This is a genomic window from Rhodococcus sp. 05-340-2 (genome assembly GCF_002258915.1).
Lineage (GTDB): Bacteria > Actinomycetota > Actinomycetes > Mycobacteriales > Mycobacteriaceae > Rhodococcoides.
In genome coordinates this window covers 1-17,945 of sequence record NZ_NOYU01000018.1, presented here as the reverse complement: position 1 = coordinate 17,945, position 17,945 = coordinate 1, and the positions used below count along the sequence as shown (strand labels likewise).

Genomic DNA, 17,945 nt, shown 5'->3' with positions numbered 1-17,945 from the left:
GACATCGCGAAGCACGTCCGTCGCACGGTGATCTGCGCACCACGAGTGGCGTGCGGCGCGGCGACCGCGTCGGTCGAAACTGCAACGGGCACTTCCGTCCCGGCCGTGCGGAAGAATCCGCGGTCGGCGACAGAGTTCGCTTCGACGGACCTCGGTGGACCGGTGAATCCGGGAGGTTGGTCGCGGATTACGCCGAGTTCATGGTCGCCGACGGTCGTCTCGATCGCGACTGGGCTCCGCCCCGCCGCTGGGCCGTAGCACTCGACTCGGGACGGCTCACTTTCGCAGACGATGCCGAGTTGGAGCCGATGACCGATGGTGAGGATGCTCAGCCCTCCAGCGTCAACGAGTGAGGTGCCGACGTGAACGCCGCAGCGGATCCCGCGGCGCGCGCTATACCCGCGATTCCACCCCACACCATCATGGTGAGGTAGTCGACGAGCTCGTCGACCGTCATGGTCCGATCGAAGATCCACCAGTGTGACGCCAGCCGAACGGCACCGATCATCGCGAAGGCGATGGGCATCGAGCCGGCCGTGGAGAACTGTCGCTCTCGAAATCTGTCGGCGATGACACCGGCCAGCAATTCTGCGATCAGTCCCTCCGCGGCGGTGATGACGTCTCGATTGCCGGAGACGGCGTTGTTGGCGTGAACGTAGATGTAGATCTCGGGGTCGGTGGCGACCGTCGTGACGTAGGCGGAAATCACTGCGCGGGTGAGGTGGTACTCGTCGAGGTCGTCGGACATCGCGTCTTGGATACGAGGCACCAGCGCCGTCTCGACGTATCGAGCCATCGCAGCGTCCGCCAGGCCCTTCTTGTCGGCGAAGTGCTTGTACAGAACGGTTTTCGAGACACCGTTCGCCGATGCGATGTCGTCCATGCCGATGTTGTGCCCCTGCTGACGAATCGCGGCCAGAGTGCAGTCGAGCAGTTCACGCCGCCGGGCGATCCGGTGATCGCGCCACCGGTGGCTTCGCCCGTCGACCTTCTCCGGAACGCTCACGCCGACTGCGAGACGGTTCGGGATCCCCTCAACAGAATCGACGCCACCAGCTCCGGATCATCCGACATCGGTACGTGCCCGAGGCCGGGGTACGTCGTCACGTCCGCCTGCGGAAAGGTTCGACGCACCAGAGGTGCCTGGTACACCGGCAGAACCCAGTCGCGACGGCCCCACGCAACCGTGACGGGAACGGACTCCTCGACTGGAATGCTGAAGCGCGGCACGGCGTTACCGGCAGCGTCGATCGCGCGGTTGGTGGTGATACTGAGCGCGTCGATGGTGGCCGTCGCCGCGGGAACTCGCCACGGCTTGGCATAGAAGACGCCATTGGCGATCGTGCGACCGACGACCGAACGCATCACGGCCGGTGCGATCGGACTGATCGCTCGGGACAACGCGCGCAGCAATCGGAACACGAGCAGCGCACGCGTCTGATCCCAGTGTCCGCGGAAGAAGCCGGCCGGAGACAGTGCGGTGGCAGAGGCGACCGACCCACGGGCGGCGAGTTCGAGTGCGAAGTATCCGCCCAACGAATTCCCGGCCACATGTGGCTTCTCACCATCCACCGCCACGTGCTCGAGGAACCGCTCGAGTTCGGCGACGATCCACGGGCCGAGGTCGAACTCTTCGGTGGGGAGCTCCGGCGAATCACCGTGGCCGGGCAGGTCGACCGTCACCACTCGCCGGTGCCGTGCCAGTATCTCGACGACACTGTCCCACGCATGTTGCCGGTGCACGATGCCGTGGATGAGTACCAACGTCGGGCCCTCACCCCGGATCGTGTGCGCCAGAGTCAGCCCATCGATGTCCGAAGTCACTGCATACCAATCTTTCTCGGCTCGATGCGGTACACGTTCTCCATACCCGACGGGTCCGATCCGGCCACCTTCGGTTGCGCCGCACGGCCGAACGTCATCGATTCCGTCAGATCGTCGAAGCGCGCGTCTATTCTGTCGAGAATGTAGTTCTGGCGTACCGACCACGGACGCTCGGTCCCTGATTTGGGTAGTTCGTTCAGAGACCGCGTGACGTAGCCGGAGGCGAGATCGACGACCGGACGAGATTCCACGGCCTTGCCCTGACGGTCCGGGGTCGCGTGGGTGTATCCGTGAGACCGCATGTACACCAACAGTTTCGCTACCGCCTGGGCCGTCATGTCGGCTTTGAGCGTCCACGAAGCATTTGTGTACCCGATGCACCAGGCAACGTTGGGCACATCCTCGAGCATATGGCCCTTGTAGACGAACTTGTCGTGCGCCTCGAACCGCGTTCCGTCCAGCGACAGCTCGATTCCGCCGAAGGCCTGGAGCTTCAACCCCGTTGCGGTGACGATGATGTCGGCGGGGATCTCCTCTCCCGATTCCACGCGAATACCGTCGGCGGTAACGCCGGAGATCCGGTCGGTCACCACCGTCGCGCGACCGGAACGAATGGCCTTGAAGAGATCGCCGTCCGGCACGACGCACAGACGCTGGTCCCACGGGGCGTAGGTCGGCTTGAAATGCTTGTCGACGTCGTATCCACGCGGCAGCTGCGCCTTCGTCATCGCCCGGAACACCCTGCGGGCCGTCTTCGGTGCCCGTCGACACAACTGGTACGAGCCGACCATCAACAGTGCATTGCGCCACCGCAATGCACTGTGTGCCAACGAGTCCGGCAGGAGGCGCTTGGTGATCGTGGTGAACGGATCGGTCATCGGTAGTGACGCGATGTAGGTGGGTGAACGCTGCAGCATCGTCACCGACGCGGCGTCGGCCGCCAGAGAGGGCACCAATGTGATTGCGGTTGCTCCACTTCCGATCACGACGACCCTCTTGCCGGTGTGGTCGAGCCCTTCCGGCCACTGCTGGGGGTGCACCACCTGCCCGCTGAACTCCTCGAGCCCGGGAAGATCGGGGGTGTACCCACCCGAGTAGTCGAAGTAGCCGGTGCACAGGAACACGAATCGACTGCGGTAGGTCGTGGGAACACCGTTCGTCAGGGCGTCGACCGTCCACAGGTCGGTCGACGAATCCCAGTTCGCCGCAGTGACCATGGTCGAGAACTGCGTGTGCTCGTCGATACCGTTGGCGTAGGCGGTATCGACGATGTAGTTGCGGATGTCTTCGCCGTGCGCGAGCAGAGTGTCTCCCTGCCACGGCGTGTGCGGGAACGAGAACGTGAAGATGTCGCTGTCCGACCGAATTCCTGGGTATCGGAACAGATCCCAGGTACCGCCTGCCCGCTCGCGGCCCTCGAGGATCGAGTAGCTCAGCTCCGGAGCCATCTCCTGCAAGCGATACGCGGCGCCGACTCCCGATATGCCGGCACCGATGATGAGAACATCCTTGAAGTTGTCGACAGCATCGTCGACCTCGGGCCACCGACCTGGGCTTTTCGTCACGCCACGCCTCACTGTCTTGCCGAACACCATCGCAATGTCGACCGACCGAGCAGCGAATCGCGACTTACATCACATAATGTGCCATTGACGAGTGGTGGTGTCAATGGCAGTCTTCAACGCATACCGAAGACAGGAACCCCTCATGAACTTCACTCCCTCCGTTGGCTGCACCCCCATCGCGCCCGGAACCAGTACCCGATGACTCCTGTGGTGGTCGGGGCCGCAGGAGTCATCGCCCTCGTCCTACTCGCGTCGAGGGGGTCGGGTCTGGACTTCAACCGACGTTCCCTCACGGCGGCGTACGCCTCGAGCTCGGCGCGCGCTCCCCGAGAAAAGTGCAGGCTGCGCTCGACGAGCTGACCGAGCGTCACTCAGCTTGAACCATCCCACGATGGCTCAGACACTCGTGGAGGCAGCGAGAGAAGGTGCACGATGTGGCTCATCGTTTACATCGCTTTTCTTCTATGGCTGGTCGTGTCGACCCTGCTCGCCGTCTCCGTGGGCACGGCGATCTCCCGCAGCAGCCCGGAAGGCGAAGCGGCCGAGATGCCTCGACGCAGCGGGAAGCCCCCGAAGAGAACCGACACGGCGGCCACATGACCCTGCCTCCATTCCTGAAACCCGCGGGGCGTGACGGGTAGAAATTCGGCGAATACCACAAAGATCCTGTGCTACCTTACCCACCGGTAACAACACGTGATACGCCTCACAATCGGAGGCGTGCGAGTCGGGGGAGATCGAATGGTTGGTTCAACACTGCGGAAACTGTTGGCGATTGCCTGTGTGGGGGCTGTCGGAATCGTCGCCGCACCGACGGCAACGGCAGCGCCGGTTCAGGATCCGTTCTTCCGGTACTCCGGTGCAGCTGCGCTCGCGGATCTGGAGCCCGGTGCCGTGTTGGCGACTCGGACCGTCCCGTATCACGTGGTGAACGTGCCGACGCCCCTGCAAGCGATCCAGATTCTGTACCGCTCGACTGACTCACAGGGCCGTCCCGCCGCGAACGTCACCTCCGTTCTGCGGCCGCCGAACGCGCAACCCGACAAGGTGGTTGCGTATCAATCCGCCTACGACTCACTCAATCCCGACGACAGCCCCTCACGCGCCATAGCCGGAAACACACCGCTGCTCGGTCTGACGCCGAGCGGTCGGAACGTCGAAGTCGGCGGCGTGGTCGCCTCGGCCGAAGCGGCCGTCCTGGCACCTCTCCTCCTGCTCGGATACACCGTCGTCGTTGCCGATACGCAGGGCCCCACAGCGAATTTCGCAGCGGGACCCGAGTACGGGCAGATGACTCTCGACTCGTTGAGGGCGTCCCAACACGTAGCGGAAACGGGCATCGGCGACAAAGCAGAGATCGGGCTGATCGGGTACTCGGGTGGCGCGATCGCGACCAACTGGGCGGCGATCCTCGCCCCCAGCTACGCACCCGACATCAACGACAACTTGATCGGTGCCGCCCAGGGCGGATTGCTGGTCGATCCGGCCAAGAATCTGCGCTACATCGAAGGAAGTATCGGATGGGCCGGCGTGGCAGGAATGGCCATCATCGGCCTCGGCCGTGCCTACGACATCGACTTCACCCCGTACTACAACGACCGCGGACGCGATCTCTTCGCGCACGTGGACGACGCGTCGATCCTGAACGTACTGTTCCAATATCCGGGCCTGAAGTGGGCGGACGTGGTCATGCCCGAGTACTCCGACCCCAACTCGGTTCCCGAGTTCGTCGATGTGGTCAACAAGATCAACATGGCCCAGGCTCCGACTCCCACGATCCCGATGTTCGTGGCGCAGGCCTCGAACGGCATTCTCGAGGGCACTCTGCCCGGGCCGATGGGGACCGGACCCGGTGACGGTGTCATGGTGGCCGGTGACGTCCGCAGTCTGATGAACAAGTACTGCGACGCAGGTCTGTCCATTCAGTACGACGAGTACAACACCATCAGCCACACCGTCGGCGCGGCTCTGTGGCTTCCAGGCGCGTTGGCATGGTTGACGGATCGATTCGCAGATCGGCCCGCTCCGAGCAACTGCGGCCGAATCGCTCCGGGTAACTCACTTGCACCGCAGGAGCATTCGCCTCGCTGACGCATCGACGCGATAGCGCGCAATGCCCATCCCGTCGTAGCGGGATGGGCATTGCTTTCACGGAAGTCGGAATCCGTGAGTCAGGTCTACCACTGCGCGCCGGGGACCATGGACGCGAGACGACGAAACGGCTTGTGCACGTGCTTATCACGCCGAACCGGCGCGGATGCGATCTCGACCTGTTCGATCTCTGCTGATGCGGCGCCTCTGGCGGCGGGCGAGTCACCCATGGCCTGATGCATGGCACTCGCAATTCGTAGCTTCAAGCGCGGTGTGAACGTATGCCCCCATTCGCCGATCGTGCCGAGAGGAACGTCGATTCTCCGGGGTCGCTTGACCAAAGCCCGCACCACCATGGCGGCCGCCGTCTCGGGACTCGTGATCGGTCCGGCGTGATAGCCGTCGGACGGGGAGATCATCGGCGTATCGACCAGCGGAAGGTGGATGGTCGTGAACGTGATCCCTTCGTGCAACAGCTCGGTCGCTGCCACCTCGCTGAATCCGTCGAGTGCCGACTTGCTCGCCACGTAGGCGGCAAACCTTGGCGCGTGATTCTGCACCGCAGCACTGGAGATGTTGACCACGTGGCCGAATCTGCGTGCCTGCATCTGCGGAAGCAGACCCATGGTCATTCTGACGGCACCGAAGTAGTTCACGGCCATGGTTCGCTCGAAGTCGTGGAACCGATCCGTCGACCGAGCAAGAGAGCGACGAATGGATCGGCCGGCATTGTTGACAAGCATGTCGACGTGACCGTGGTCGGCGAGAATACGAATGATGTTGGCGTCCACGGCCTCTGCGTCCGTCACGTCGCACACGTAACCGAACGCCCGCCCACCGTTGCTGCGGATCTCGTTCACCGTTGCCATCAACTGTTCTTCGTTTCTGGCCAGCAGTATGACGAGGGCACCGTCTTCGGCCACCCTGATCGCAGTCGCGCGGCCGATACCCGACGACGCCCCGGTGATGACGACATGTCGGCCCACCAACGGACCCCGGGTGGACGGACGCCGGGCGCGAGTGGGATCGAGGTGGTTGTACCAATATGTCCACAGACCGGTGGCATAGTCGGCGAGCGGCGGATACGTGATGTCACTCCCCCTCAGCGCCAACGACGTGATCGCGGAGGAGAATTCGGTGGGGATGGCGAAATGTTCGAGGACAACACTCGGTATGTCCAGACGTCTCAGTGCCGCCGCCCGCAGCAGCCGTAGTTGCCGTTGACGAGGCTTTCGCAACGCGATACGCCCCACAGACCCGGGCAGCGACGCGACCGGGTGCGGCGCTCCGGCGGCATCAGCCAATGCCTTGTACACCTCACGGACGGGCTGAGGTGTGGGGTTGACGAGATGGAACACCCGCTCCGTCCCGGTGTCGGTCAGCATCAGATGCACCAGTGCCCGGGTGACCACATCGACCGGAACCAGATTGGTCGCACCGATAGCGGGCACAGCCACCGGAAGACCGGCAGGGAGCGCGGAGAGCAACTTCAACGCGCCGAACAAGTAGTACGGACCATCGATCTTGTCCATCTCGCCGGTTCTCGAATCTCCGATCACCGCTGCCGGGCGATAGACCTTCCACTCGAGTCCGTCCATGCCTCGCACGAGCTTCTCCGCCTCGAACTTGGTGCGGTGGTAGGCAGTCGGAAAGCCCTGACCCAGATCGAAGTCGTGTTCGGTGAATCGTCCCCGAAAATCGCCCGCGACTGCGATGGACGACACGTGGTGCATGACGGCACCGGTGCGCACGGCCAGGAGCGCTACCTCGCGTGTTCCCTCCACGTTCGTCACGGCCTGATCGTCACCCGCGGTCAGGTCGTAGACCGCACCGAGATGCACGACGTGATCGAGACGGTCCGGCAACACCCCGTCGTCGATACCGAGACCCGGTTCGGTGAGATCCCCGATGATCGGCAGCACCCGGTGATGGGACGCAACGCGATCCAGCGATCCCGCTCGCACCAGCACGTGGACCGAGGCCGATGGATCCCGATCGAGTATCTCCTGGACCACTCGCCTGCCGAGGAATCCGGTTCCGCCGGTGACGAAGAAATTGACGCTCACAGTGCACTCCTGATCAAATGTTCGGTTGAGTCGATGTCTCTGGAATACGCACCGGCTCTGAGGAAGCGGCCGGTCTTACCGCCGTTCTTGCCCGCGGTGAATCGCCCGCCGCGGAACACGACTTCTCCGGCAACGACGGTTGCGTCGACCGCTTCGTCGTTGCGGTTGACCATGCGAGAGATTCCGCCGAATTGTTCGATCGGTGCCTCGTACACGCCGTCGACACTCGCGTTCAGTCCCGATGGGTCGACTATCACCAGATCGGCACGGTCACCGAGCCGTAGATGACCGGCATCGATTCCGAACCACTGGGCCAGTTCACCGGTCAGTCGGTGCACGGCGTGCTCGACCTTCATGAAGCCGGTGTCGTGCACTCGCTTCAGCAATCGGATCGGGTAGTTGTAGAACGCCATGTTGCGCAGATGTGCCCCGGCATCGCCGAAACCCATGTGCACTCCGGGACTTCGGGCCAGCCTGTCCGCATACTTGGGCCGGTCGTTCGCTATCGTCGTCCGCCAACGCAGCGACTTTCCGTACAGCACAACCAGATCGAGGTAGGCATCGACGGGGTGGATTCCCCGCTCATCGGCTAGTCGGCCGAATGTCTTGCCGACCATGGATGCATCGGGGCTCGCCACGATCACCGCGTCGTAGAAGTTTCGGTGCCAGATACGAGGGCTGAGTTTGTCGTCGTAGTTCTTGCGGAACCATCGGCGGTAATTCTCGTTGCGCAGCAGTTCGTTTCGTTCCACTTCGTCCTGCAGATGCAATGCCGCGGCGCCGGCACCGAACTCCTCGAACACGACGAGGTCGATACCGTCGGCGTACACCGTGAACGGAACCGGTAGGTGCTGCCAGCGGAAGTCGGTCTTGGCGAACTTGTTCAGCAGCGGAGCCACGGCAAGCATGAGGTAGACGATCGGTGGATACGCCTTGGAATCCGCTGCCGAGAGCAACGACGTCTTCAGCTTGGGGCGGCCGCTCAAACCGGAGCTCTCGGCGAAGAACGCGGCGATGTTGGGATGAAAGTTGATGGTCGGTGCGCTCTGCAGGATTCGTCCGCGATCACGCAGAATCCGGTTGAGGAAACGCAGTTCGCGCCACCGCGAGTACGTCGAGGGCAGTGACCTGGACCGGAATTCCTTGCCGTCGATCTTGTCGAGCTTGTTGGTCATCGACGACAGGCCCAGGAACCCGGCATCGAGGCTCTCGGTGAGCATCTCACCCATTGCATCGAGCTCGGATTCGCTGGGGCGGTAGCCGGTCGAGGTGGCCTTGGACATTCCCAGGACCGTGGTACGGATGTCGGAATGACCGATGAACGCCGCGACGTTGGGACCGAGCGGCAGCGATTCGAGTACCGACACGTAGGTGGAGGGACTCGTCCAGCTTCGGTGATCGTCGAGAATGTCGAGCATCGACTGACGAGGTATCGCCTCGACTCGACTGAACAGATCCGCACAATCTTCCGGGGTGGAAAACACGGTCGAGAGCGAGCAGTTGCCGATGACAACGGTCGTCACCCCGTGCCGAACCGACTCGGGCAGCAGTGGATCGACGAGTACCTCTGCGTCGTAATGCGTGTGTATGTCGACGAATCCGGGCATCACCCACTTTCCCCGGGCATCGAGAACGTCGGTGTCACGACCCACGGGAAGCGGGTCGGCGGAGATTTCGGCAACGAGTCCGTCGCGAATGCCCAGGTTGCGCATCCGCCCTTCGGCACCGGTGCCGTCGAACCACAGCCCGTTCTCTACGACGAGATCGAAGTCGTGCATCGTTGGTGCTCCTTCTGGTTCGGAATGTCGTCCTGACAAGGGTCAGAGGTCGAGCACGAGCCGTTCGCCCTGCGAGCGTGATACGCAGATCAGCATGTGGTCCGCTCGCTCGGCATCGGTCAGAGCGCCGTCGCGATGATCCGGTGTACCGCTCAGCACTCCGACGATGCAGGTGCGACAGAATCCCTGCCTGCAGGAGTACGTGGTGTCGGGTTGCGCCGCAACGATCGCGTCGAGTGCAGAGACGTCGGCGGGCACGTCGACCACTCGACCGGATCGGGCGAGCTCGACCGTGAACGCTCGACCGTCGACGATCGTCGGTGCCGAGAATCTCTCGAAATGGAACTCGCAGTCGGCCAGGGCGTCGGCACCGGTCCGCAACGTACCGATCATCGGCGCGGGTCCGCAGGCATAGATGGCTGCGAACGGGCGGATGCCGGTGAGAAGTTCGGCGGAGGTCGGTAGGCCGTCGACATCATCGGTGCGGACAGTCACCTTGTCACCGAATGCGAGCACCTCCGGCACGAACGGCAACGAATCGGTGCTGCGACCGGTGTAGACCATCGACCAGCTGATGCCGAGGCTGTCTGCGAGGCGCAGCATCGGCAGGATGGGGGTTATCCCGATACCGCCGGCAACGAAATGCAGATGCCGGGCCGGCGATCCGTAGCCCGGCACGGCAAAAGCGAACGCGTTGCGCGGTTCCGAAATCACGATCTCGGTCCCCACGTCCAGAACGTCGTGCACTTCCACCGACCCGCCCCCGCCATCGGGGATTCGCCGCACAGCGATCCGGTATCGGTCCGCGTCGGCCGGATCTCCACACAGCGAGTACTGACGGCGGAGCCCCGATGGGAGCGTGAGATCGATGTGTGCGCCGGGTCGCCACGGCGGGAGAGCGCCTCCTGACGGTCGGGTGAAGGTCAGGGCGACGACGTTGTCGTCGCGGGCCTCGACGCTACGGGCGCTGACGACGACTGTGAGGGATCTGTCCACCGGTTGCCCGGCGGGCATAGTCCTGCGGAGCCGACCGACCGCGGCCATGTGCGCGTTCATCAGCGTGGAGATGACACCGAGAAACAGATCCCGGCGGCGGCGTCCGTACAGATCCGGCGGGACGGCCGTGGGCACCGGACGTGCGCTTGTCATCGCGCAGCCGCTCGCGCGGCCGGAGACCAGGCCAGGTAGGCCACCGCCTGCGCGGTGTTGCCCTCGTGTTCCGGCGAGTAGGAAGGTTTGAGATATCGCGCGACGCCCCAGGTCAGATGCGCAAGCGATGGCAATGCGTCACGCCTCATCGCGCCCATCCAGGCGACGAAGATGCGCAGGTATCCCCTGTTCTTCAACGACGGGTCCTGTCGAACGATGTACTTCGTGCCGCGGAGCATGAGTACCAAGAACCCGACGAACGCAATGATCATGGCGATGTTGCGTCGGAAATAGCCGACGCCGAAGTATTGGGCGACATCGTGTGCGACATTCCGGTGCTCGACCTCCTCGGCGCCGTGCCATCGATAGAGATCGATCATGGTGGGGTCGCCGCCCAGTGTGTCCCACTGCGAATTCAGTGCGTAGTCACCCAGAAATGCCGTCATGTGCTCGATGGCACCGATCAACGCAATACGTTCGACGAGTTGCTGACGTTCACCCCTCGGTGAGCGGCCGGGGCGTGGACCGAGGACACGTCGCATCAGGAACTCTGCCTGCGCAGCGAACGGCCGAGGATCTATGCCATGGGTGTCCAGAAAGTCGTAGAGCACCACATTGTGGGTCTCGGCGTGCATCGTCTCCTGTCCGATGAAGCCACGGACGTCTTCGCGCAGCCTGTCGTCCTCGATCAACGGGAGGGCTTCGGCGTACGTGGCGCAGAACCAGCGCTCACCTTCCGGGAGCAACAAGTTCAGGGCGCTGATCGTGTGCGAGGCCACGGGCTCGTCGGGAAGCCAGTGCAGAGGTGTGTCCGTCCAATCGAACTCGACGTTGCGCGCGGTGAGCGAGACGACACCTGGATCGAGGGGGTCCACGGCTAATCCTTTGCTGTGTGCTTGTCGATGAAAGCTGTTGTGGCCGAGGCCACCAGCTCGGGGTTCTTGAAGGGAAGCCAGTGCCCGGACTTCACTCGACGGATGTCGACCTCGGCGGCCCACTGGTCGATGTCCGAGAACGAGGCCGGGCGAACGGCCGGGTCGCGAGTGGGTATCAGCAACTGGGTCGGCACCGAGGTGAAACGGTTGCTCGGAAACAGAACGGTGCGGAAGATGTTGGCCCGGTATATCCGTAGACCCGAGACCATGTCGTCGGTGAAACTCTCTGCCAGGTGGATGTCTCGACGGTCGACCCGTTCGACGATGCGCAGGAACAACGACCACAGATACCGCGTCCCGAAGACCCTGAAGAAGGTCCTCGACAGAATCCCCGACATGAAGAAGAGCGTGTACATGCCCGAGATGACTTGAGTGAACCACTGCCACAGCGCTATCGGGGTTCGCGCGGCGAGCCGTGACTGCATCCACCGACCCATGTGATGGAGACTCGGTCCCGAGATCGACGTGAACGATGCGATGGCCCGATGGGCTCCTGGCCTGCATACGGCGTCCCACACCTGCACCGATCCCCAATCGTGCGCGAGAACATGAACGGGTCGATCGGCCCGAACGCTGTCGACGACAGCGAGGAAGTCGTCCGCCAACTGCTCGATCCGCATCTCGGCGACAGTTCCTTGCGAGGTGGACCGTCCATGACCGCGGGTATCGTAGGTGACCACCCTGAACGAATCCACCAGACCCGGCACGACGCCGTCCCACAGGTGGTGGGTGTCCGGCCACCCGTGCACGAGAATCACCGTCGGACCGTGCAGGTTTCCCTGCTCGAATACCGACAGCTGCGCACCGGTTACCTCCACCGTTCTGTGTTGTGGCTGAAACGACCGGTCGTAGGAGACTGGCATCGGCAGGACGCTCCTCAGTGAAATGGACCGTCGGTACGCTTTTCGTTACCGGCGGTTACGGCTACACCATGGCGCAGTCCGACGCGGTATGTCAACCCCTGTCGGACAACACCGAGCTCGCGAGAGCGTCCTAGACTGACCGCCGTGCCCGACTCTCGAAGATCTCCGAACTCCCGGCAGACCCGCGCCCGCGAGGAATTCGTCGATGCTGCGATCCGAGTCATCGATGCCGATGGTCCGAATCCGAGCATGAACGCCATTGCTCGTGAGGCCGGATCGACGAAACCGCGCTTGTACCGACAGTTTTCGGACAAGTCCGACCTGCTCTCCGCGCTCGGCGAACGCATGGCCGACGAGGTGTATCAACTCGCCGTCGCGGACTTCAACTTCCTTCTGGACGCTCCGTCGTCGGCATTGCGCCACGCGCTGCGTGGCTACTCGAACGTCGTGGATCGACACCCCAATGTGTTCCGCGTTCTGGCCCAATCGCGTTCGTGGACGGAGGACAGTTCCTCGGGTGCGTTCGATATCGGAAGGGACGTTGCGCGCCGATTCGCCGGAGTGGCAACCTCCGTGCTGCAGTCGATAGGCCTCGAGAACGACGGGGTCGAGTTCACCAGTCGAGCTGCGGTGGGCGCGATCGTCGCGACGACGGATCTGTGGCTCGAAGAGGAATCCGAGACCATGGATATCGATCGGTTCGTGGACCAGCTGACCGATCTGATCGGCGGACTCCTGAGAGCCTTCCTGGAGCGAACCGGAGTCGAGATCGACCCGGAAGAACCTGTGTTCGTGATCCTGGCGAAGCTCAAGCAATGAGATGCCGCTGAGACACTCGTGGTCTTCATTGAGGCCACCTGTCCACCAGCGCTGCGGTGCGACGATGCAGATCGTTGAAACGGCAGACCAGATATGCCAGCCACGCCAACTCTGTCGGAGGATCGGGAATCAGAGTCGAAGGCAGGCGAGCGAATGCGTCGCCGGACAGCGAGCGAGCATTCGCAGGGTAAGCCGTCACGTCACTGGACACGACCGGAGGTGCCGACCGAACGTCGTAGACTATCGCGAATTCGAGTTCGTGTTGATTCCGATGCGCGAACACCGCAACGAATTCCGGATGCCCCCACCTCGCGATATCCCACGTTATCGCCCCGACATCGATTGCAGCTCGAAAGAGCCAGTGCTGCATGTGAGTTCGCGCTTCGTCGTCGACGGTGAAGCGATCCACATCGTAGAAGCCGTCGAGGCGACGAACGCGATCCCTGTTCAACGTCAGCAAGTCCGGCACCGCGCGGTGCCCAGGTTTCACATCACCGAACGGTAGGCGGTCACCACCGCAGCACCGCCCAGCCCGATGTTGTGCTGCAGAGCAATTCGCGCACCGGGCACCTGACGGTCCCCGGCTGTCCCACGCAGCTGCCACGTCAATTCGCTGGCCTGGGCCAGACCGGTGGCACCGAGGGGATGACCTTTAGAGATCAGTCCACCGGAGGGATTGACCACCCAGGTGCCGCCGTAGGTGGTCAGATCCTGATCGATCAACGTCCCGCCCATGCCCTCGTCGCACAGCTCCAGAGCCTCGTAGGTCAACAGCTCGTTGACCGAGAAGCAGTCGTGCAATTCGATGACATCGATGTCGGTGGGGCCGATGTTCGCTTGCTCGTACACTTTTCGAGCTGCGTGACGGGTCATGTCCGCGCCGACGATGCTGATGGCACTGTGGTCGTCGAACGTGGACGGCAGATCGGTGACCATTGCTTGCCCCACGATTTCGACCGCCCGATCCCACAGACCACGCCGCTCCACGAATGCCTCACTGGCGAGTATCACCGCACCGGATCCATCGGAGGTGGGCGAACACTGCAAGCGTGTCAATCCCGCAGGCTCGTAGATCATCTTCGATGCCGTGACGTCGTCCAGCGAGTACTCGTCGTCGAATTGCGCGTACGGATTGTTCACCGAATGGCGATGGTTCTTCACCGCGATCCGCGCGAACTGGTCGGTGGTGGTGCCGTACTTGTCCATGTGTTCGCGCCCCGCCGCGCCGAACATCCAGGGCGCGGCCGGAAACTGGAAGTCGAACAGCTCTGCCTCGGCCTGGATGTGCAGCCCGAGCGGCATGGCTCGATCCTCGTAGGCCACCGACAGCGAACCGGGCTGCATCTTCTCGAACCCGAGCGCCAGGACGCAGTCGGCGAGGCCGCCCCGGATCGTCTGAGTCGCCAGATACAGGGCCGTCGATCCGGTGGAGCAGTTGTTGTTGACGTTGGTGATCGGAATGCCGGTCATGCCGAGCTCGTAGACGGCGCGTTGACCGGACGTCGAATCTCCGTACACGTACCCCACATGCGCCTGTTCGACGTCTGCGTAGGAGACACCTGCGTCGGCGAGGGCCGCGGTGCCGGCTTCCCGGGCCATGTCCGGATAGTCCCACCCCGGTTTGCTGCCGGGCTTCTCGAACTTGGTCATCCCGACGCCGATGGCGAACACTCTGTTGCCGCTCACGGTTCTGGGCGCTCCCCTCGACATGGAATCGACCATTGTGGCGGTCGGCGCATCCGTGCGGACACCCGTCGACTGTGGCGTAGAACCGATCTTTTCGACAGGTGCACTTCACCGACATTTCGACCGCCTGGATGGACACAATGCACAACGCCGAGTGCGCCCGGTCGATAGTGACCCATCACACTCCCGTCGGACGTATGTTTCGGAGCAGCCGGTTCGACTCATACTTATCGGCGTCCTCCGCGACGCCCCCCAGCTCCGGATGTCCGGAGACGACCTACACGAAAGAGGTACGCACCGATATGGCCGACTTCATCGACAAGGCTCAGCACAAGGCAGAAGAACTGGCCGGGACTGCGAAGGAGAAGGCAGGCGAGGCAACCGGTGACGACAGCCTCCGCGCCGAAGGTGCCACCGACCAGGCCAAGGCCAACACCCACCAGGCCGCCGACAAGGCTTCCGACGTAGCAGAGAATGTTGCCGATTCCGCTGCCGGTGCGGCCAAGGAGGCCAAGCATGCCGCCTCCGACGTCGCCGACAAGGCGGCCGACGTTGCCGAGGACGTCAAGGACACCGTCAAGGACAAGGTCGCCAACGTCGATGCCGACGACGTGAAGGAGAAGGCCTCCCAGGTCGCCGACAAGGCAGCCGACAAGGCCTCCGCCGTCGCCGACGACGTGAAGAACACGGTTCGCAACATCGACAGCGACGACGTCGCCCAGGCCGCGAAGGTCGGCACCCCCGTCATCGCCGCCATCGCAGCCGTTGCCGGCGCTGTTGCGTTCGTGCTGATCCGTCGACGCAACCGTCGCAACAGCGCTGCGCACCTGTTCGTGCCGTCGAAGCGCACCACCCGCAAGCTCGCCAAGAAGGCTCGCAAGCACAGCTTCTGAAGGTAATTGCACAGAAAAGCCCCGCCTCCATCGAGGCGGGGCTTTCTCGTCTCTACAGCGGCTTCAGTGCCCGGCTGGGCACCCAGTGCGTGACGGTTTCGCTTCGGTCACGCGACATCAACTCGTACGTGACGCGCCCGAGCCAATCCCCGTCCACGGTGATGGACCATTCGACCAGATCTCCCGGCACCACGCGTCGCACATCGAATCCCTCGGGGTTGAACTTCGAGGCGTGGTGCGGCGGTAGCGGGTAGAGGATGTTGAGGTCGATCCAGACCTTCAGCGGCGGCCGGAGCAGCTTGAAGGGGCGCACGGCAGACGCCGGTCGAGGTTGCGCGCGCCGTGCCATCGTTCGATCATACGTTCGATTCACGCACCGAACCACCGGCCCTGACAACGAAGAACGGCCACCTGCACGCGAGGTGCAAGTGGCCGTTGTTCGGTGTCGTGTGGATCAGATGCCGAGCGATCCTGCCAGGAACGGCCAGGAGTTGTGCAGGTCGTCCTGCCAGTAGCCCCACGAGTGGTTTCCGATCGGGCGGAAGTCCACGGTGGCCGGAATACCGAGCTGGTCGAGGCGCTTTGCCAGGTTCGAGGTGCAGAAGTTGGTGGCAACTTCGATGCCGCCGCCGACGATGACCTGGTTGGCGAGCGTCGCCGGGTCGTTCTTCAGACGCGGGTTGGCGTAGGTGTCGTTCGGGGCACCGGGCAGGCCGCTGCCGGTGCTCATGTAGATCTGCGTTCCGCGAAGCTTCTCGGCGTTGAGCAGCGGATCGTTCTCGCGCCACACGGGGCCGTCGAGCGGTCCCCACATGTTCTCGACGTTGCCGCCGCCGTAGGTCTCGACGACGAGCTTGACGAACTGCTGACCGATGGGGTCGGAGGTCTGAGCGCAGCCGCTGTACGCAGCGACGCCGGTGAACTTGCCCGGGTACTTGATCGCGATGTTGAGAACCGAGGTGCCCGTCATGGACAGCGCTGCGAGCGACTGGCGACCGTTGGTGTCGAACTGGGCGTCGATCAGCGGGGGCAGTTCCTCACCGAGGAAGGTGCTCCACTTGTTGCTGCCGAGCTTCGGATCGTCCTGCAGCCAGTCGGTGTAGTAGGACCACTTGCCCTTCTGCGGAGTCACGATGAAGGCGTTCTTGTCCGAGAGGAAGGCCTCGGCGTCGGTCTGCGACTGCCACGATGCGGCATCCTCGCCGCCGCCTGCACCGTTGAGCAGGTACAGCACGGGACGCGACACGCTCTCGTCGGCGGGGCGCTGCACCGTGACGGGGATGGTGCGGTTCATCGAAGCCGAGTACACCTGGAGCTGAACCTGGCGGTTGTCGAGGGTGTTCACCGACTCGATCCGCGATCCGTTGCTCGACTGCGTCGTGGCCGCAGGCAGTTCGTCTGCGGACGCGACGGGCGTCATCAGCGCGGTCGGAAGAATCGCCACTGCGAGGGCGACGGCCGTAGCCGAACCGATTCGCCGGAAGCCGTGTCGTCGAGATCGTGGCACGCTGTTTCACCTTTTCGTCGAGTTACACCGGTCGAGTTTCTACATCGGCCGAAGATGAGGTGACGTTACCTCGAGCAAACGTCCCGAGCGTTATGGACCGGACGAATCCGAGACGCGATCGTGATGCTCTCGGTCGTGGTGGCGAATTGTTCCCCCGAGACGAGTGTCTGTGGTCTATTGGGCGCCCGCCCCGCGAAGGAGTCGATCGAGATGTTTCGTCGCACCGCCGTCATTGCTTGCGTCATTGCAGGTGCCGCCGCCCTCGGCATGGGAACGGCCGCCGCCGACGAGTGGCCTACTCCGCCGCCGTATCCGAGTCCGTCTGCTCCACAGGACGTCACCGGACTGTTCCTCACTCCTCAGGACCCGGACTACTGGAACCCCTTCGTCAGCGAAAATCGACTCACCTCGCCCTACGGCAACAGCACCCGCATCGTGTGCACCGGATTTCACGGCGTGCTCGGCTCCTGCTGGCAGGCCGATTCGAATGGCAACCCGCACAAGCTGATTCTGCTGAACATGAACTATCCGGGTTCGACGGGCCAGCTGCTGCCCGGCGGCGGTCCCGGGCACTTCGTCTACCCCGGTTTCATCCCCGGCATCGGCTGACCCCGTCGACACCGGCAGCAACTGACCTGAGCGTCCGCTATTCGCCCCCGAAAGCGGGATTCGGGCTGTTGCGCTTTCGAGGTGGCTTCCCTCGAGCTGTGATGGACGGCGGATATCGATACGGCCGCGGGCGGGCTACCGACCTCAGGTGAGTGCCGGG

The 17,945-nt window shown here is 63.3% G+C and carries 18 protein-coding genes; 6 read left to right on the top strand and 12 right to left on the bottom strand.

Annotated elements, in window-relative coordinates:
* The coding region (locus tag CH271_RS28800) for a hypothetical protein (RefSeq protein ID WP_094633539.1) at positions 1-353 on the top strand (353 nt) is incomplete at its 5' end.
* Here CH271_RS28800 and CH271_RS10545 read toward each other — a convergent pair.
* From CH271_RS10545 to CH271_RS10535, 3 genes are read right to left on the bottom strand one after another with little or no spacing between them, the layout of a single operon-like run.
* Positions 329-1,006, bottom strand: a complete 678-nt coding sequence (locus tag CH271_RS10545) for a TetR/AcrR family transcriptional regulator (protein WP_094633538.1) — start codon at positions 1,004-1,006, stop codon at positions 329-331. The two genes, CH271_RS28800 and CH271_RS10545, sit on opposite strands and share 25 nt — an antisense overlap.
* The gene (locus tag CH271_RS10540; RefSeq protein ID WP_256986352.1) at positions 1,003-1,824 is read right to left on the bottom strand and encodes an alpha/beta fold hydrolase; all 822 of its coding nucleotides are present in this window, start codon (positions 1,822-1,824) and stop codon (positions 1,003-1,005) included. The genes CH271_RS10545 and CH271_RS10540 overlap by 4 nt, the downstream gene beginning before the upstream one ends.
* A complete protein-coding gene (locus CH271_RS10535; RefSeq protein ID WP_256986351.1) occupies positions 1,821-3,419 on the bottom strand; it encodes a flavin-containing monooxygenase in 1,599 nt (532 codons plus the stop codon). The genes CH271_RS10540 and CH271_RS10535 overlap by 4 nt, the downstream gene beginning before the upstream one ends.
* A gap of 402 nt (positions 3,420-3,821) precedes the next feature.
* On the opposite strand from CH271_RS10535, the gene CH271_RS28795 reads away from it, so the two are divergent.
* The gene (locus CH271_RS28795) at positions 3,822-3,989 is read left to right on the top strand and encodes a hypothetical protein (protein ID WP_179274818.1); all 168 of its coding nucleotides are present in this window, start codon (positions 3,822-3,824) and stop codon (positions 3,987-3,989) included.
* Between the two features lie 141 nt (positions 3,990-4,130).
* Positions 4,131-5,480: a lipase family protein gene (locus tag CH271_RS10525; RefSeq protein ID WP_094633536.1), complete on the top strand. Its 1,350-nt coding sequence runs from the start codon at positions 4,131-4,133 to the stop codon at positions 5,478-5,480.
* A gap of 86 nt (positions 5,481-5,566) precedes the next feature.
* On the opposite strand, the gene CH271_RS10520 is transcribed toward CH271_RS10525, so the two are convergent.
* The 5 genes from CH271_RS10520 to CH271_RS10500 are packed head-to-tail and all read right to left on the bottom strand — an operon-like array spanning position 5,567 to position 12,271.
* Positions 5,567-7,546 carry an SDR family oxidoreductase gene (locus tag CH271_RS10520; RefSeq protein WP_094633535.1) on the bottom strand — a complete coding sequence of 660 codons (1,980 nt, stop codon included), beginning with the start codon at positions 7,544-7,546 and terminating at the stop codon, positions 5,567-5,569.
* The gene (locus CH271_RS10515) at positions 7,543-9,324 is read right to left on the bottom strand and encodes an N-acyl-D-amino-acid deacylase family protein (RefSeq protein ID WP_094633534.1); all 1,782 of its coding nucleotides are present in this window, start codon (positions 9,322-9,324) and stop codon (positions 7,543-7,545) included. The genes CH271_RS10520 and CH271_RS10515 overlap by 4 nt, the downstream gene beginning before the upstream one ends.
* Positions 9,325-9,366: 42 nt before the next feature.
* A complete protein-coding gene (locus CH271_RS10510) occupies positions 9,367-10,473 on the bottom strand; it encodes a PDR/VanB family oxidoreductase (RefSeq protein WP_094633533.1) in 1,107 nt (368 codons plus the stop codon).
* Entirely contained in the window at positions 10,470-11,348 is an 879-nt protein-coding gene (locus CH271_RS10505) for a metal-dependent hydrolase (protein ID WP_094633532.1), read from the bottom strand. Before CH271_RS10505 ends, CH271_RS10510 begins: the two co-directional genes overlap by 4 nt.
* Before the next feature lie 2 nt (positions 11,349-11,350).
* Positions 11,351-12,271 carry an alpha/beta fold hydrolase gene (locus tag CH271_RS10500; protein WP_052047947.1) on the bottom strand — a complete coding sequence of 307 codons (921 nt, stop codon included), beginning with the start codon at positions 12,269-12,271 and terminating at the stop codon, positions 11,351-11,353.
* A 144-nt stretch (positions 12,272-12,415) separates the two neighbouring features.
* Between CH271_RS10500 and CH271_RS10495 the strand changes: the two genes are divergently transcribed.
* A complete protein-coding gene (locus tag CH271_RS10495) occupies positions 12,416-13,090 on the top strand; it encodes a TetR/AcrR family transcriptional regulator (RefSeq protein WP_068055593.1) in 675 nt (224 codons plus the stop codon).
* A gap of 25 nt (positions 13,091-13,115) precedes the next feature.
* On the opposite strand, the gene CH271_RS10490 is transcribed toward CH271_RS10495, so the two are convergent.
* Together CH271_RS10490 and CH271_RS10485 are read right to left on the bottom strand one after the other, a co-directional pair.
* Entirely contained in the window at positions 13,116-13,580 is a 465-nt protein-coding gene (locus CH271_RS10490; RefSeq protein WP_143546035.1) for a hypothetical protein, read from the bottom strand.
* Positions 13,577-14,776, bottom strand: a complete 1,200-nt coding sequence (locus CH271_RS10485) for a lipid-transfer protein (RefSeq protein WP_256986350.1) — start codon at positions 14,774-14,776, stop codon at positions 13,577-13,579. Before CH271_RS10485 ends, CH271_RS10490 begins: the two co-directional genes overlap by 4 nt.
* A gap of 302 nt (positions 14,777-15,078) precedes the next feature.
* On the opposite strand from CH271_RS10485, the gene CH271_RS29580 reads away from it, so the two are divergent.
* On the top strand, positions 15,079-15,669 hold the full coding sequence (locus CH271_RS29580; protein WP_143546034.1) for a CsbD family protein: 591 nt from the start codon (positions 15,079-15,081) through the stop codon (positions 15,667-15,669).
* Between the two features lie 52 nt (positions 15,670-15,721).
* Here CH271_RS29580 and CH271_RS10475 read toward each other — a convergent pair whose 3' ends face one another.
* Both CH271_RS10475 and CH271_RS10470 read right to left on the bottom strand, forming a co-directional pair.
* The gene (locus CH271_RS10475) at positions 15,722-16,018 is read right to left on the bottom strand and encodes a hypothetical protein (RefSeq protein ID WP_032376174.1); all 297 of its coding nucleotides are present in this window, start codon (positions 16,016-16,018) and stop codon (positions 15,722-15,724) included.
* A gap of 105 nt (positions 16,019-16,123) precedes the next feature.
* Positions 16,124-17,089: an alpha/beta hydrolase gene (locus CH271_RS10470; protein ID WP_371828453.1), complete on the bottom strand. Its 966-nt coding sequence runs from the start codon at positions 17,087-17,089 to the stop codon at positions 16,124-16,126.
* Positions 17,090-17,386: 297 nt separating this feature from the next.
* Between CH271_RS10470 and CH271_RS10465 the strand changes: the two genes are divergently transcribed.
* Positions 17,387-17,785, top strand: a complete 399-nt coding sequence (locus CH271_RS10465) for a hypothetical protein (protein WP_037194198.1) — start codon at positions 17,387-17,389, stop codon at positions 17,783-17,785.
* Positions 17,786-17,945: the final 160 nt, after the last annotated feature.